Here is a 13,468-nt window from a genome sequence, read left to right as displayed (position 1 = left end):
CGGGCGGAGCCCCCCCCCCCCCCCCCGCGCACGACCGCCGCGGCGGAGGCCCCCGCGCCGGCCCCCCCCCCCGCCGGCCCCGGCGGCGCGCGGCGCTGCTGGAGCAGGGCGACGTACCCGCCGGATCGAGAGGGTCGTCGTGCCGGTCCGGCCCTTCTCCGGTCGCCCAGGGGTGAGGCCCTAAGCGCTCCCGGGCTGCTCGCGAACGACGCTGCTCAGAGGGCTACTTCGTGGCGACCACGTAGACGCTGGCCCACTGGCGCTTCGGGCTGGCCATCGTGGGGTCGAAGGTCCACGGCTCGACGGTGCGGAAGCCCGCCTCGGTGAAGAGCTGGTCGAGCTTCTCGTCGTCGTACGCCCAGTAGTGAGGGTTGTAGGTCGCGTCGTCGTCCTGGTCGCGGAAGACGTAGTTGATGAGGTCGAGGTAGGTGTTGATGTCGCCTCGGCACTGCCGCTTGGCGTACCATCGATCGATCATCTCGGCGGCCCGGTCCGGCGGTGCCGGGTACTGGTTCAGGACGAAGGCGGCATCGGGGACGCCGGTGATGAGCTGTCCTCCGGGTGTGAGGACGCGGTGGGCCTCGCAGGCGTAGGACTTGGCGGAGCACGGGTAGTCGATGTGCTCCAGGAAGTGCTCGGAGAAGATCGTCTCGGTGCCGGCGTCGGCGAGCGGGATGCCCTCGCGTACGTCCCACAGGAGGTCGGCAGGCGGGACGATGTCGATGTTGAAGAAACCGTCGATGTGGTGACCACCACCACCGATCTGGATCTTGGCGGGGCCGGGCTTGAGGACGCCGTCGGGCACGGCGGCGGCGCTGGCCCGGTGGTGGCGGTGCAGTTCGACTTCCTTGACCGCCGCCCGGAGGGTGCGGGCGAGGCCGTGCGTGGTCGCAGGTGAGTCGAGGGCCTGGCCGAGCTGGGCGAGGAGTGCAGTGATCTGCTGGTCGTGCGGGGTCATAGGGGTCTCGCTTCCTGGGTCGCCTGGGTGGGTGGTCAGGTGGTTCGGAAACTGAGCTGGTCGATCGTCCACAGGCCCAGCCCGTTGCCGGGGTGGTGCTGGCCGCCGTCCGTGACGGTACGGATCGGGTAGTGCGCAAGAACCGAGGAGAGAGCCGCCCGGACGGCCTCGGTCTGACGATCTCGGAGCCGGGACCGGAGACCGACTCGGGAGATCCCCAGTGGTTGGTGCGGTAGATCTAATTGAAGAGCGTCTCGGCGGGTTGGGTGGGTGCCGGCCAGGCAGCGGTGGACGGGGCGGCGGGGCCGTGGGTGGGCATGCGTCTCCTCCTGCGATCGGTCGTCGAGGGGCAGCGGTCAGCTGCTGTTGCGCATGAGCGTGTGTTTGATGTCGACCAGGCGCGGCGCGATGCTGAGCGCCAGCTGCTCGGTCGGGTGGAGGTGCCCGGCGTCGTCCGGCACGGCACGCCAGACGCGGTAGTCCAGGTTCGGGTAGGCCGGGTTGATGCCGATCTCGCCCTTGGGCATCGTGCCGTTGAACGGCACGACGATGTCCATGTGGTTCCAGTAGTTCCAGGCTTGTAGGGCCTTGTGCTGGTCGAAGTAGAAGTAGAAGTCGGGGTAGCGGCCGAAGCTGCGGAGTTCGCGGTGGATGAGGTGGCCGAGCAGCGGGCCGAGTTGGGTGGCGAGGCTGTCGAACTCCCAGCGTGTGCGGTGCCAGGCTTCGGGCACCTGCCTGCTGGTGAAGAGCCGGGCCGCCACGAGGTAGCTGATCCGCTCGACGATGTACGCGCGGGCGTGGTCGGCGTCGATGGTCAGGTCCACCCGCTGCAGAAGTGCCGCCAGCTGCTGCGGGCGGGGACGGAACCTGGCGAGGTTGAACTTGCCGGCCATGTCCGGGAAGGAAGCGAACAGCATCTCCTTGTAGAGCCAGTTGTTGAACTCCCCGAGGTCGGCCAGCTGCCGGGTTCGTGCGGAGGTGGAGTGGAGCATCAAGTACTCGGCGAGGGCCTCGAAGTAGAGGTAGCCGAGGATCGGCAGCCGGGGGATCGCCGCATCCAGTAGCTGCAGGAAGCCCTCCGTGGCCACGGTAGAGCCCTGGTAGACGATGCCGGCGGCCAGGGCCAGGAACGCGGCCGAGTTCTTGATCCGGCCGACGACGGTCTCGCGCAGGTGGTGCCGCTCGGTCTTGCTGAGCAGGTACTCCAGGTCGGTGTAGATCTGCAGGTGGATCGAGCCCAGCCGCAGGTAGTCCACGCCCGCCAATCCGCGGTACGCCTGGGGCGGCGCGGTGATCTCGAAGATCAGCGGCGTGGGCGCGCGTCCGCCCAGGCCGACCCTGGCGAGCGAGGCGGGGGCCTCCTTCGTGAGAACGTAGGCGGCCAGGTTGTGCATGCGGAAGCCGTACTCGGTCGCTGTGAGCGGAGCGCAGTAGATGCTGCCGACGAGGCATCCGCCGGAGGGGTAGAGCACCCCCTCCTCGCTGATCTCTTCCAGGGCGTGGGTGACGTGGAGCAGGTGCAGCTTGCCGTCGCTGCTCAGGCTGTCGAAGAGGGCGTTCTTGCGGAGCAGGCTGCCGTTCGGCGTCTCGTCGGTCAGGCGCTTGTGCCAGGTGACTGTCTGGGCTGCCAGCGGGTCGGCCTGCCCGGCGTCGGGCAGCAGCGCGGAGTCGAAGAAGGCGTGTGCGTCGGCCCACAGGTCGTAGGCGTCGCGGAGGTTCACGGCTACACCAATCCCTTCTCGGCGAGCGCGTACAGGACGGCTTCGGCGCTGCTGGCTCCGGCGAGGTGCGCGGTCTCGGAGACAGTGACGAGGTCGAAGGCCACGGCGCGGAGCTGGTCGAAGGCGGGCTCACGAACGTGTCGCGCGTCGGGCCACCAGGTGAGCTTGGGCAGGCGGTAGCGGTCGAGCGCGTCGGCGGCCTTGAGCAAGTCGCAGATGAGTTCGGCTCGGAGGTAGTCGGCCTGGTCGTCCGAGCAGAAGGCGTCGTACGGCACGTCGTGGAGGCGGATGGCGGTCGCGGCCTGGATGATTCGCCGTGGCGTGGCCACCAAGCCGAAGTGGGTCCAGACGGTGTCGGGGTTGGCGGCCAGCCAGATGGCGGTGCGGGCGCCATGGCCCTGGTCGTCCTGGTCGTGCAGGCGCTGGCAGTCGTGGACGGCTGCTGCCAGGACGACCGTGGCGGTCTCGGTGTCGTCCAGCTCGTGGATCTCAGCGAGCAGAGCGGCCAGTGCGGCGGTCCGCATGCTGTGCCTGAGACCGTGGAGCGATTCGTGGAGGCGAGGCTCCGCCAGCCATGTTGCCGGCAGAGCGGACCGGCTCAAGAGGTGCTTCGAGGCGGGCCGCAGGGGCGGCGGCCAGGCCGCGCCGAGGTCGGGCCGGTTGGCCTTGATCCACTCGATGGTGGCCGGGTCCATGTACTGGTGGTGCGGCAGCTGCTTGCGGGCAGCCAGGTCGACCAAGCTCGTGGTCGTCGGGGTCGTGCTCATCTGTGCTCACCGCCTTCTGGTGGTCTACCGCGGTGACGGGCTCCTACTGGATCGGAGCGGCCTGTGCCTCGCGAGCCTTGCGCTCCTCTTCGGCGGCCTCAAACGAGACGGCGAAGTCGGCGAGCTCCTGCTCGCTCATCAGCGTCACGCCGAGCTCGGCGGCGACGTCGATGATCTGGGCGGACGCCTCGTCGCGGGCGGCGTCCGAGGCGCCGTCGTCGAGCAGAACCTCGAACTCGGCGTGGTAGCCCCACGCCTCGCTCCACTTGAGCGCGATTTCCACGCCCTGGAAGCGGAAGTTGTGGCGGAAGTTGAACGCCTCGTGCATCGCGGACTCGAAGCCGAGCGCGTTGAACACCTTCACGGCCGCCGGGACGTCCTCTCGGGCGATCGCGAACTCGGTCTCATGGAAGGCGGCGCCCTGGCCGATCTTGCTGCCCTTGAGAGTGATCTTGGCGGTGCCGGCAGCCGTGTTGTCCGTGACTTTCAGCAACTGCTCGGGCAGCACGTAGAAGTAGATGTGCTTGGCGTCGTCACCCAGGTCCTCGCCGTCTTCCCGCAGGCGGTCCATGAGCTGGGCGTGGGTCTCCTTGTTGAAGCGGGCGCGCATCTCGATCTCGATAGCCACGGTCGCGTCTCCTTGTTTCAGACATGGCGGATTCAGCCGAACCAAGGCGGGATGGCCCCTGGCTGGTCCGGATGGGGCGGTATGGAGTTACTGGTGGAGCCGGATGGTGCGGCAGGCCGTCACTTCACCGGCCGCACCACCCGAGATGGATCAGCCCAGGTCGCCGAAGCGCTCGCGGATCACACCGGTGTGCAGGTAGGTCGGCAGCGGGACGCCGCCGACCGCCACGCGGGTGGTCGCCACCTGGTCCTCGGTCTCATCCGGGAAGCCCTCCAGGAGCTGGAGGCACTGCTGGACCCACTCGCGGGACTTGGGCCAGTCGCCGGCGTCACGGAGGTGGACCGCCAGCGCATAGGCGGTCTCGGTGGCCGCCCAACGGTCGGTCGCCAGTTCACGCTGGAAGATCGACTCCAGCTCCTGGACGGAGGCCAGGCGGGTCTGGTTGGTCATGGTGCCCTCTCAGAGCGGACGGTGGTACCCCGATGGTGGTCAACGCAGCGGCGTCTCTGTGGTGACGCTGCGATCCGCCATCAGTTGGTGAAGATCTCGGCCAGCGTGCGGTACTCGTGCAACTCGTCCTTGTCGAACCACAGCTCGACTTCCTGCGCGGCCTCCTCCTTGTTGCCGGAGGCGTGAACCAGGTTGGCCACGGCCTTGCCGACTGCCACGCTGCCCGCGGCGCTCATGTGTGAGAGGTCGCCGCGGATCGTGCCGGCCGGAGCCTGGTTCGGGTAGGTGCTGCCCACGATCTTCCGGACGGTGGCGATGGCGTCGTAGCCCTCCAGTACCAGGGCGATGACGGGCCCCTGCTGCATGAAGGTGGCCGTGAGGTTGTAGACCTCGGCCCCCAGCCGCTCTTCGAGGTCGAAGTAGTGCTTGCGGGTGAACTCCTCGTCCATCCACTTCATCTTGACGCCGACGATCTTCAGTGCGGCATCCTCGAAGCGCGAGATGATCCGGCCTCCGAGGCCGCGCACCAGCGCGTCGGGCTTGAGCAGGACGAGCGTGCGCTCGACCGTGTGGACCTGGCCCTCGGTCATCAGTTCCCTTTCAGCTTGCTGGCATTCAGACATGACGAACGGTCAGTTCGCCATGGACTGAGGTTACCGGCGCTGGCGAGCTACTTCTGGCGCCCCGGCCTGCCCCCCGAACGGGTGAATCCTGCGAGGTTCGGCGGCAGTCGATCCGCCGCTCTGTCGGCATGGCGGCCTCGCGGGCGCAATCGCCCAACTCGCTTTCTTGCTTAGGGTGCTCACCTAGAATCTCCGGCGGGTCGGCGTGTATGTCCTGTTGCCGCCAGGTGCGCCTGGAGCTCAAGTTGTCTAGAAGAGCTGGGCCTTGGGGTGCCGACTACAAGTCTTCCGGTATCCACGTCGCGCGGCGATGAAGCGCCAGTGCAGTCGATGTGCATCTTCGACGCAGGCCTCCTGCACTGCGGCGACCACGACGGAGAGGGAACGGCGTTGGACGTCATCGAGGTCTGGAGCGGGCGTTACGCCTGCCTGCTCCAGTCCGCCCTCCGCCTCACCAACGAGGCTTTCGCCAATCAGCTCGGGATCGCGGTGAGAACAGTGGCAGCGTGGCACGCTGACCCCTCCGTCGTACCGAGAACCGAGATGCAGCAGCTCCTCGACGCCGCACACGAGAGGGCTACCGACGCGGCCCGTCAGCGCTTCGCCCTCCTGGCAGCGAAAGAACGTGGCGGCGGAGCCTCCGAGCTCGGCGTGTCGGCTGCGCAGGTCCTGCGGGTGGCAATCTCGGTTGTCCTCCGGCAGGACGACGTACTGCTGGTCTGTCGGCGCGACGGCGACGCGTCCGGGATCACTTGGCAGTTCCCGGCTGGGGTGATCAAGCCCGGCGCGAAGCCGGAGACCGCGACCGTCCGGGAGACGCTGGACGAGACCGGGGTTCACTGTGTTGTCCGCAGGAGCCTCGGCAGTCGCGTTCACCCCGTGACGGGCGTGCTGTGCGAGTACTTCCTGTGCGAGTACCTGGCTGGCGAGGCAACCAACAGCGACGCCGTTGAGAACGTCGACGTGATGTGGGTTCCTCGAAACTCGGTGGCTCGCTTCATCGGTGCCGATACGATCTTCCCACCCATCCTGGCCGCCCTGGAGGAGCAGACGTGACACAGCAGACTGCGGAGGAACGCCCGGGCATTGCCGCCGCGATCGTGGTCCATGAAGGCCGCGTCCTGATGGTCCGGCGGCGGGTGAGCGAGGGCCAACTCTCCTGGCAGTTCCCGGCCGGTGAGATCGAGGCCGGTGAGTCGCCCGAGGAGGCGGCCGTCCGTGAGACCGCGGAGGAGGCCGGACTGGGTGTGGCCGCCGTCAAGCTCCTGGGCGAGCGGGTGCATCCGAAGACCGGTCGGCTGATGTCGTATACGGCTTGTGAGGTTGTCAGCGGCACCGCCGCGGTGGTGGACACGGACGAGCTGGATGCCTTCGCGTGGGTCACACTTGCCGAGATCCCTGAGTACGTGCCGTACGGGCTCTTCGAGCCGGTGCAGGCGTACTTGGACATCGCGCTCACTGCCTGACCTGGTAGCTCTACGGGCGGCCTCCCACTGGGGCCGCCCGTAGAGCCAGCCGTCACACCGGCGTCGCCGCAGCCGTTTGATTTCGAGAACAGCACCGAATGATGGAAGCCCTGCCTAGGGCGAAATGCCGCTGCCCCTCCGCAGCGGTGGGACGGCGCGTCTCAGACGGCGGCGCGTGCAGGCCGACGGCCGGTCATCGCGGAGCGCAGGGCGGTTCGGACCCGGGCGGCGCCTGCGGCTGCCACGTCCGCTCCCTGGCCGATCGTGGGGGTTCGAGCTGCCAGGCCGGCACACGGGCGGCAGATGCCCGGTCGAGGCACGGGGTCGTGGCACTGGGCGCACTCGGCGTACCGGGCCGGTGGCCGCGCGACGGGCCGGGCGGGCGGCATCTTGTGCTCCAGGCGGTAGCGGAGTACTGCGGCCGCCGAGTGCATCGGGGTGGGCAGTCCCGGCAGCAGGGCGTGGGTGAGGTCGGCCGGGGTGCTGCCGCGTGCCAGCCACTGGGCGACCAGGGGCGCGAGTTCGCGCGCTTCGGCCTCGCCCAGGCGCAGCCGGGGTTCGGGGCGGATCACGCGGAACAGGGTGGCCACCGCTTCCCGGACCTCCTCGGTCTCGGAGACCGCCTCCCGTCCTTCCGGGCCGACGTCATCGGCCGGACTCGTGGGGAGGGAGGATTCTTGGTGCCGGTCCTTTACAACAGGGCCGACAGCACGACCGGCGGCCGCTTCGCCGGAGGCCGGAGGGGTGGCACTCGGTCGCGCGAGCTGCGGGGTGTCGTAGACGTGGGTCTCGGTGATGATCGTGCCGTCGGGCATGCGGATCTTCTCGACCCGGTAGTACCCGGCCTCGGCCAGCTCCTTCAGCGCCCTGCGGACGGCGCCGCGGCCCTGGGGGCTGGTGTCGGCCATGTGCCGGCCGTCCTCGCGCCAGCCGTCGGGTCGGGAGAGCAGATCCGCCAGCAGTCCGCGGGCGGTGTAGCTCAACCGCCGGTACTGGAGCACGGCGTTGGGCAGCACGGTGAAGTTGCGCACGTGGGCGCTACGATGGACGCGCATCGGGAGTTACTGCTCCTGGTGCCGGACCCCGGGGTGTTCCAGCACCGCCGGGGTCGCCTGTTTTTTGGTTGGATTACGGAACGTATCACGGCAATTGACGCTGCGTGAGACCTTTGCGTAGGCGTGACCACTTGTTTGCGGCTACCTGGTGGCGAGGAGTTCCCCACGTTCGACCGCCTCGCGGAGGACCACGGCGATCTCCTGAGGCAGGAGGTTGAGCGCGTCGAGGGCCCCGGCGGTGAGGGGGATCTCCTCCAGGAGGTACTCGCCCCGGCCTTCCTGGCTGAACTCGGGGCCGGTGCGGTCCTCGAAGCTCCACGTCTCGATGGTGGCGAGGTAGAAGTCCTGGCGCTCGTCGTCCGTCTCGATGGTGTGGAGGAGACGGACGATCTCGGCCTCGCCCGCGATCTCCTCGCGGACCTCGCGCAGCAGGGCCTCCTCGGGGCTGGCATCGGTGGGCTCGATCTTGCCGCCGACGACGACCCAGTACGGGTCGATGCCGGGGCGGATGCGCTTGATCAGCAGCATGGTGTCGTTCGGGGTGAGGAGTACGGCGCGGACGCGGTGCTGCATGGTGGCCTGCTTTCTGTTCGTTGGCGTGGGGCGAGCCAGTGGCGGATCCAACCGCCATCGATGTGCAATGACTGGCCGGTGAGATCGACGACAAGTGTGCGGCTGTCAGGATCGGCACGTGAGGATTCTCGTGCTGGGTGGTGGCTGGTTCCTGGGCCGCGCGGTCGTGAGCGGCGCGCTGGAACGAGGCTGGGAGGTGACCACGTTCACGCGGGGACTGTCCAGTGTGCCGGTGCCCGGGGCGGTCGCCGTGCACGGCGACCGGGAACGCCCCGAAGACCTGGCGCGTCTGGCCGGTGAGGGCCCGTGGGACGCCGTGATCGACACCTCGGCCTCGGAGTTGTCGCCGCATGTTGTCCGGTCGGGCGCCCGAACCCTGGAGCCGGTCGTCGGCCGCTACGTGTACGTGTCCACAGTCGCGGTGTACGAAGGCTGGCCCGCTGAGCCGCTGAACACCTGCTCCCCGGTTTGGGCGGCTTCGGCCGATGCTGGGCCGGAGGCTGTTCGGCCCCCGGACAGCGCCTCGGGCATCAACCCCGGCTACGGGCGGCGGAAGGCGGGGACCGAGCATGCGGTGACCGAGACGTTCGGTCTCTCCCGAACGAGCCTCCTCAGGCCGGGTGTGCTCCTCGGCCCCGGGGAGTACGTCGGCCGACTGCCGTGGTGGCTGCGCCGAACCGAGCGGGGCGGAGTGATTCTCGCACCTGGGAACCCCACGAGGCGGGTCCAAGCGGTCGATGTTCGGGACGTCGCCACCTTCGCACTCGACCAGGCCCTGCACGTCGGCCACCAGGTCCACAACCTCGGTAGTCCGATCGGCCGGGAGACGATGGGCGGCTTCCTCCAGGCATGTATGGACGTGACTGGCAGCACCGGGGAACTGCTCTGGGTGGAGGATGAGATCCTGCTTCACCACGGGTTGCGGCAGTGGACCGAGCTGCCGCTGTGGTGGACCCACCCTGGCGTGTCCGTCATCGACTCGGCCTCGGCGGTCGCGGCCGGCTTCCACAGCCGGCCGCTCGCGGAGACCGTGGCCGACACGTGGCACTGGCTGAGCCAAGGCAACACCCCGGTTCCGCACAGGCGTTGGGCCAAGCACGGGATCGACCCGGCCAAGGAGCAGGCCGTCCTCGACGGCATTGCCTACGAAGGGGCACTGAGATCGCCGAACCCCTGACCGGCGAAAACATCGTGGGGCACCGGATCAACCCGGTGCCCCACGGTGTTTGGTGCCGCAGTAGGGGACGTTGCGACGGCGGAAGCCAGCATCAGGGGTGCGACATCTCCCACAACAGGCAGGCTCGGCGTGCAGTGGTGATCAGGCCCTCGGGGTTCTGCCGGTCACGATCAGGGTGCCGATGTGCCCCTCGCTCGGGGCCTTGAGTACCACGGCCTCGGCTGACTCGAAGCCGCTCCGACGCAGCAGGCCGACCCACCTGCGGGGCGTGTAGGAGTAGCGGTAGGTGTACAGCGCCCGCCCGGCGAACCCGCCCTTGTACATGCCCTGCGGGCCGTAGGCACCCGGGATGGCGGGGGGTTGCGAGAAGGCCAGGATTCCGCCGGGGGTGAGGCGGGAGGCGATGAGGGGGAACAGCTTCAGCGGGTCCGTGAACCAGGCCGCGCCGAACACCGAGTAGACCGCGTCCCAGGTCTCGTCGGTGCTGCTGAGGTAGTCCAGGATCTCGGCGCAGTGGATCCGGACGCCGGACGGCCCCCAGCGCTGGGAGGCCTTCTCGGCCATGACGGGCGAGAGGTCCACGCCGGTGGCCTTCACACCCTGCTCGGCGAGGGCGGCCAGCGCGCGGCCGGTGCCGCACCCGATTTCCAGGGCGCTGGCCGGTGACCCGAGCAGTTCCGGGCCGGGCCCGTGGTCGGCGTACTGGGTCCAGCGGAACACCGGCCCGGCGTCGAAGACGTCGTCCTTGATGCCGGCCGCGTAGGTGTCCCAGAGCTCGCGTTCGGATGCGATGTCGTGTTGTGCGGGCAACGGACTTCCCTTGCAGAGGAGTTGGCGGGCGGGTGCCCCTGCCCCGGGGACATGGGGCAGGGGCACCCTAGTGCCCGGTCAGTGGCTGTCGGGGACCTTGTTGTCGCACGGGGAGCAGTCCGCCCCGTCGATCGCCCACAGCTCGGTGTCGGCGTCGAACCCGTTGCCGCGCAGGAACTCGGCGGTGCGGATCACGATGCCATCCCCGCGCCGCTGGATCAGCGGGGCGTGGTGCTTGTACCGGCCGGCGTTGTACACCTCGCAGATGGCAAAGTAGACCGGCGTGTCCAGCAGGAGCTGGTGCACGCCGATGTCCACGATCTTGCCGACGCCCAGGTGCACCTCGGGGTGCTCCATGGCGGTGACCGTGTAGGCGATGGCGTTGTCCAGGATCCGCTCGGCCATGTTGCGGACCATGGTGTTGTCGCGGAGCAGGAGCGCGATCTCGCGCTCGTAGAGGTCGCCGGTGTTGCCGGGGCCCTCGAACACGTTGTACGTCAGCTCCCTGACGTACGGCCGGACCGCGTTGAGGAGCGCGCGGGGGTCACGGAACTCGGTGTCCGCAGGCGCTTCGAGCGCGACTGTCATGGTTCGTTCCTCTCTTCGGTGACGCACTGCCTTGCAGACCCGTCCGGAGGGGCGGGCGTCCGTGGGGCCCGCCCTCGTGCGATGCTGAGGTCGCGCACGAGGGCTGGGCCGGTTCAGGGGTTGTTAGGGCCAGGCCGGGGGGATGCCCGGGCGGAGTCGGTGGGTCAGCCGGTGCGGTGAAGAGGGCAGGTGCAGTCGGGCCAGAAGTCCAGGTTCAGCTCGACCGTCGGCGGCCCGGGGGCGACCTCGATCACCGGGGTGGCGCTATGGCGGCGGCCGGTGGAGTCGACCATGTACGTGCTCAGGCGCAGCCCTCGGCGGCGCTCCCGCAGCGGGACGAAGTCGGCGGAGGTCACGGGGTGTTCCCGTAGCGGGCGGCGGTGGCGATCGCGCACGGCCACCGGGTGTCGCAGCGGGGGCACTCCCCAGCAACGGAGCGGTGGTCGTCCCAGAGGAGTCGGGCCCGGGCGGCGTCCTGGTCCTGCTGGGGCACCGGGCGAGGCGGCCTGCGCCCGGTGCCCGGGTCGAGGCTGGGCAGTTGAACGGCGGGACTGTATCGCTCGGTCACGGTGCTCCAGTTCTCTCGGCGAGGTGGATGCGGCGCCCCCTCCGAGAGGGGCGCCGCCGTCGCCCTGCGGGGCCCCAGGGCCGGACGCACCGGGGTTCCCCGCTGAAGCGACATGACTGACAGTCAACTACCGAACACGGTCATGGGAGAATCGCGTAGGCGGCATCCGCATCCGGGTATGCAGCAGGCGCATATGAGCACGGCGACCGGGAGACATCTGGTGGACTGGCGACGCGACGCCGAGGCTGCATCGCGAGTCGGCGACTACGGCCGGGTGGTCGAGCTGGCCCGTAGAGAGACCCGACTGACTCAGCGCCAGCTCGGCGAGGAGATCGGACTGTCCCAGTCCGCCGTGTCCCGACTGGAGTCGCGCGGGCCTGTCGGCGGATACGACATGGCAGTGCTCGGCCGCGCCGCAGCTCACCTGCACATCCCCGCCGGCCTCGTAGGACTGGCGAGCGCACCACCAGGATCGACAGTGGACCGACGCGAATTCCTCGGCGTAGCAGCGGCGGCAGCAGTGACGCCGACCCTTGCCGCACTTCCCCCTTCGCTCGACAACGGGACCGGGCAGCCCGCAGCTCTGCGGTTGGCCACTGCGGCATACCGCCGCCTCGACGGCTCGATGCCGTCCCGCGACCTCGCCGACGCCGTCCGCGGCCACATCCAGCTCATCCAGCGGGCGAGCGCGACCGGAGACCGGTCGCGGCTGGCCGCCGTCGGATCCGAGGCGGCGAGCTTCGCAGGCTGGCTGGCGTGGGACATGGGCGACCACGGGTCCGCCCGGTCCTGGTACGGCCAGGCGGTCACTGCGGCGCGCTTGGCCCGGGTCAACCTTCTCGTCGCCTACCAGTTGGGCAGTCTCGCCCAGTTCGAGGCGCACGCGGGGAACGGCGCCCAGGCGCTCAGCCTCACCGGGAAGGCCAGGAGAGCGCTGACCCACGACGGGCCGGCCATCGCCGATGCCTGGCTCACCTCCGTGGAAGCACTGGCGTACGCGGCGAACGGGGACCGCATCCGCGCGGACCAGGCGCTCGCTCACAGCAGGACCCTCGCACTGCGCCTCGACCGACAGGCTGTTCCGCCATGGCCGTGGGTCTTCACGTTCGACGAGTCCAAGGTCGATGCCGCCCGGGTGGCATGCGGTGCCCGACTCGGCCTGGCGGACTGGGTGTTGACCGCCGACACCGCCGCACTGGCCACCGACCATTCGAAGCAACGCGCCCTACTGATGATGGACCTCGCCGCCGGACACTTCGCCGCTGGCCGCTTGGATGGCGCGATCGCCATCGCCACCAGGGCACTCGACATCGGGATCACCTACCGGTCCGGCCGGATCGTGGACCGCGCGCGAACGCTCCGGCGTACGCTCGCCACCAAGAACCCGCCCCGGGTGGTGCGCGAGTTCGACGACCGTCTACACGACCTGTACCTGTAGGAGGGGCAGTATGCGGCTCGGGATCACCGGCCACAGGGGACTGCACGGAGAGGTCGAGCAGCAGGTCCGCCAGCTCCTGGCTGCGGCAGTGGACGCCTACCAGGGCAGCGATCTCACCGCCGTATCCATGCTGGCGGACGGTCCGGACACCTGGCTCGCGGAACTGGTCCTGGCCCGGGGCGGCCGCCTCGACGTCATTGTGCCGGCCGATGAGTACCGGGACGGCCTGCCCGTCGGCCACCACCCCGTCTACGACCAGCTGATCGGCCGCGCCTCGGAAGTGCATCGCACCGGCCTCGACGCCTCGACGCCGGACGCACACATGGCGGGCAGTGAAGTCCTGGTGGGCCTGGCAGACGTCGTCCTCGCCGTCTGGGACGGCCTTCCCGCCCGCGGACGCGGCGGCACTGCGGACGTCGTCGCCTACGCGCACCGCTGCGGCGTTCCCGTCCAAGTCCTGTGGCCCGATGGCGCCACGAGGTAGATCACATCACAGGTCAGCCACGACCGTACGCGACCAACGGGTAGCTCGGTACCGTCACCCCCACACCGCGCTGAAGGGCAGCAATGTCCGCCGAATCCTCATCAGCGCCGCGTGCCGCCCGGCCGGCCGGGCGGCCCCCGCGGGGGGCGGGGGGGGGCCCCC

General features: G+C 69.4%; 17 protein-coding genes. 5 read left to right on the top strand and 12 right to left on the bottom strand.

The window, feature by feature from the left end; all coding sequences use genetic code 11:
* Positions 1-223: 223 nt before the first annotated feature.
* The 6 genes from ABZW03_RS26000 to ABZW03_RS25975 form a co-directional block, all read right to left on the bottom strand.
* Entirely contained in the window at positions 224-958 is a 735-nt protein-coding gene (locus tag ABZW03_RS26000) for a glycosyltransferase (protein WP_355262896.1), read from the bottom strand.
* Positions 959-1,314: 356 nt separating this feature from the next.
* The gene (locus ABZW03_RS25995) at positions 1,315-2,679 is read right to left on the bottom strand and encodes a hypothetical protein (RefSeq protein ID WP_355262893.1); all 1,365 of its coding nucleotides are present in this window, start codon (positions 2,677-2,679) and stop codon (positions 1,315-1,317) included.
* Positions 2,680-2,681: 2 nt separating this feature from the next.
* On the bottom strand, positions 2,682-3,446 hold the full coding sequence (locus ABZW03_RS25990) for a hypothetical protein (RefSeq protein ID WP_355262890.1): 765 nt from the start codon (positions 3,444-3,446) through the stop codon (positions 2,682-2,684).
* Between the two features lie 43 nt (positions 3,447-3,489).
* Positions 3,490-4,074 carry a hypothetical protein gene (locus ABZW03_RS25985; protein ID WP_355262887.1) on the bottom strand — a complete coding sequence of 195 codons (585 nt, stop codon included), beginning with the start codon at positions 4,072-4,074 and terminating at the stop codon, positions 3,490-3,492.
* Between the two features lie 150 nt (positions 4,075-4,224).
* Positions 4,225-4,524 (bottom strand): hypothetical protein, encoded by a 300-nt coding sequence (locus ABZW03_RS25980; protein WP_355262884.1) that lies wholly within the window; start codon positions 4,522-4,524, stop codon positions 4,225-4,227.
* 80 nt (positions 4,525-4,604) lie between these two features.
* Positions 4,605-5,114, bottom strand: coding sequence for a nucleoside-diphosphate kinase (locus ABZW03_RS25975; RefSeq protein ID WP_355262882.1), 510 nt, complete (start codon positions 5,112-5,114; stop codon positions 4,605-4,607).
* 423 nt (positions 5,115-5,537) lie between these two features.
* Between ABZW03_RS25975 and ABZW03_RS25970 the strand changes: the two genes are divergently transcribed.
* Both ABZW03_RS25970 and ABZW03_RS25965 read left to right on the top strand, forming a co-directional pair.
* Entirely contained in the window at positions 5,538-6,203 is a 666-nt protein-coding gene (locus ABZW03_RS25970; protein WP_355262899.1) for an NUDIX domain-containing protein, read from the top strand.
* A complete protein-coding gene (locus tag ABZW03_RS25965) occupies positions 6,200-6,613 on the top strand; it encodes an NUDIX hydrolase (protein ID WP_355262879.1) in 414 nt (137 codons plus the stop codon). The genes ABZW03_RS25970 and ABZW03_RS25965 overlap by 4 nt, the downstream gene beginning before the upstream one ends.
* A gap of 161 nt (positions 6,614-6,774) precedes the next feature.
* On the opposite strand, the gene ABZW03_RS25960 is transcribed toward ABZW03_RS25965, so the two are convergent.
* On the bottom strand, positions 6,775-7,668 hold the full coding sequence (locus ABZW03_RS25960; RefSeq protein ID WP_355262876.1) for a hypothetical protein: 894 nt from the start codon (positions 7,666-7,668) through the stop codon (positions 6,775-6,777).
* A 141-nt stretch (positions 7,669-7,809) separates the two neighbouring features.
* Complete coding sequence (locus tag ABZW03_RS25955; RefSeq protein ID WP_355262873.1) at positions 7,810-8,241, bottom strand: NUDIX domain-containing protein; 432 nt, start codon at positions 8,239-8,241, stop codon at positions 7,810-7,812.
* A 118-nt stretch (positions 8,242-8,359) separates the two neighbouring features.
* Here ABZW03_RS25955 and ABZW03_RS25950 point away from each other — a divergent pair, with 118 nt between their 5' ends.
* A complete protein-coding gene (locus ABZW03_RS25950) occupies positions 8,360-9,418 on the top strand; it encodes an NAD-dependent epimerase/dehydratase family protein (RefSeq protein ID WP_355262871.1) in 1,059 nt (352 codons plus the stop codon).
* A 141-nt stretch (positions 9,419-9,559) separates the two neighbouring features.
* On the opposite strand, the gene ABZW03_RS25945 is transcribed toward ABZW03_RS25950, so the two are convergent.
* The 4 genes from ABZW03_RS25945 to ABZW03_RS25930 form a co-directional block, all read right to left on the bottom strand.
* On the bottom strand, positions 9,560-10,228 hold the full coding sequence (locus ABZW03_RS25945; protein WP_355262868.1) for a class I SAM-dependent methyltransferase: 669 nt from the start codon (positions 10,226-10,228) through the stop codon (positions 9,560-9,562).
* A gap of 78 nt (positions 10,229-10,306) precedes the next feature.
* Positions 10,307-10,816 carry a hypothetical protein gene (locus tag ABZW03_RS25940; protein WP_355262865.1) on the bottom strand — a complete coding sequence of 170 codons (510 nt, stop codon included), beginning with the start codon at positions 10,814-10,816 and terminating at the stop codon, positions 10,307-10,309.
* Between the two features lie 164 nt (positions 10,817-10,980).
* Complete coding sequence (locus ABZW03_RS25935) at positions 10,981-11,172, bottom strand: hypothetical protein (RefSeq protein ID WP_355262862.1); 192 nt, start codon at positions 11,170-11,172, stop codon at positions 10,981-10,983.
* The gene (locus ABZW03_RS25930) at positions 11,169-11,384 is read right to left on the bottom strand and encodes a hypothetical protein (protein ID WP_355262859.1); all 216 of its coding nucleotides are present in this window, start codon (positions 11,382-11,384) and stop codon (positions 11,169-11,171) included. Before ABZW03_RS25930 ends, ABZW03_RS25935 begins: the two co-directional genes overlap by 4 nt.
* A gap of 178 nt (positions 11,385-11,562) precedes the next feature.
* On the opposite strand from ABZW03_RS25930, the gene ABZW03_RS25925 reads away from it, so the two are divergent.
* Positions 11,563-12,822, top strand: coding sequence for a helix-turn-helix transcriptional regulator (locus tag ABZW03_RS25925; RefSeq protein WP_355262856.1), 1,260 nt, complete (start codon positions 11,563-11,565; stop codon positions 12,820-12,822).
* A 10-nt stretch (positions 12,823-12,832) separates the two neighbouring features.
* On the top strand, positions 12,833-13,306 hold the full coding sequence (locus ABZW03_RS25920; RefSeq protein ID WP_355262853.1) for a hypothetical protein: 474 nt from the start codon (positions 12,833-12,835) through the stop codon (positions 13,304-13,306).
* Positions 13,307-13,468 lie beyond the last annotated feature (162 nt).

The organism is Kitasatospora sp. NPDC004799 (genome assembly GCF_040609095.1).
GTDB lineage: Bacteria > Actinomycetota > Actinomycetes > Streptomycetales > Streptomycetaceae > Kitasatospora.
This window is presented reverse-complemented; position numbering and strand designations above follow the sequence as displayed.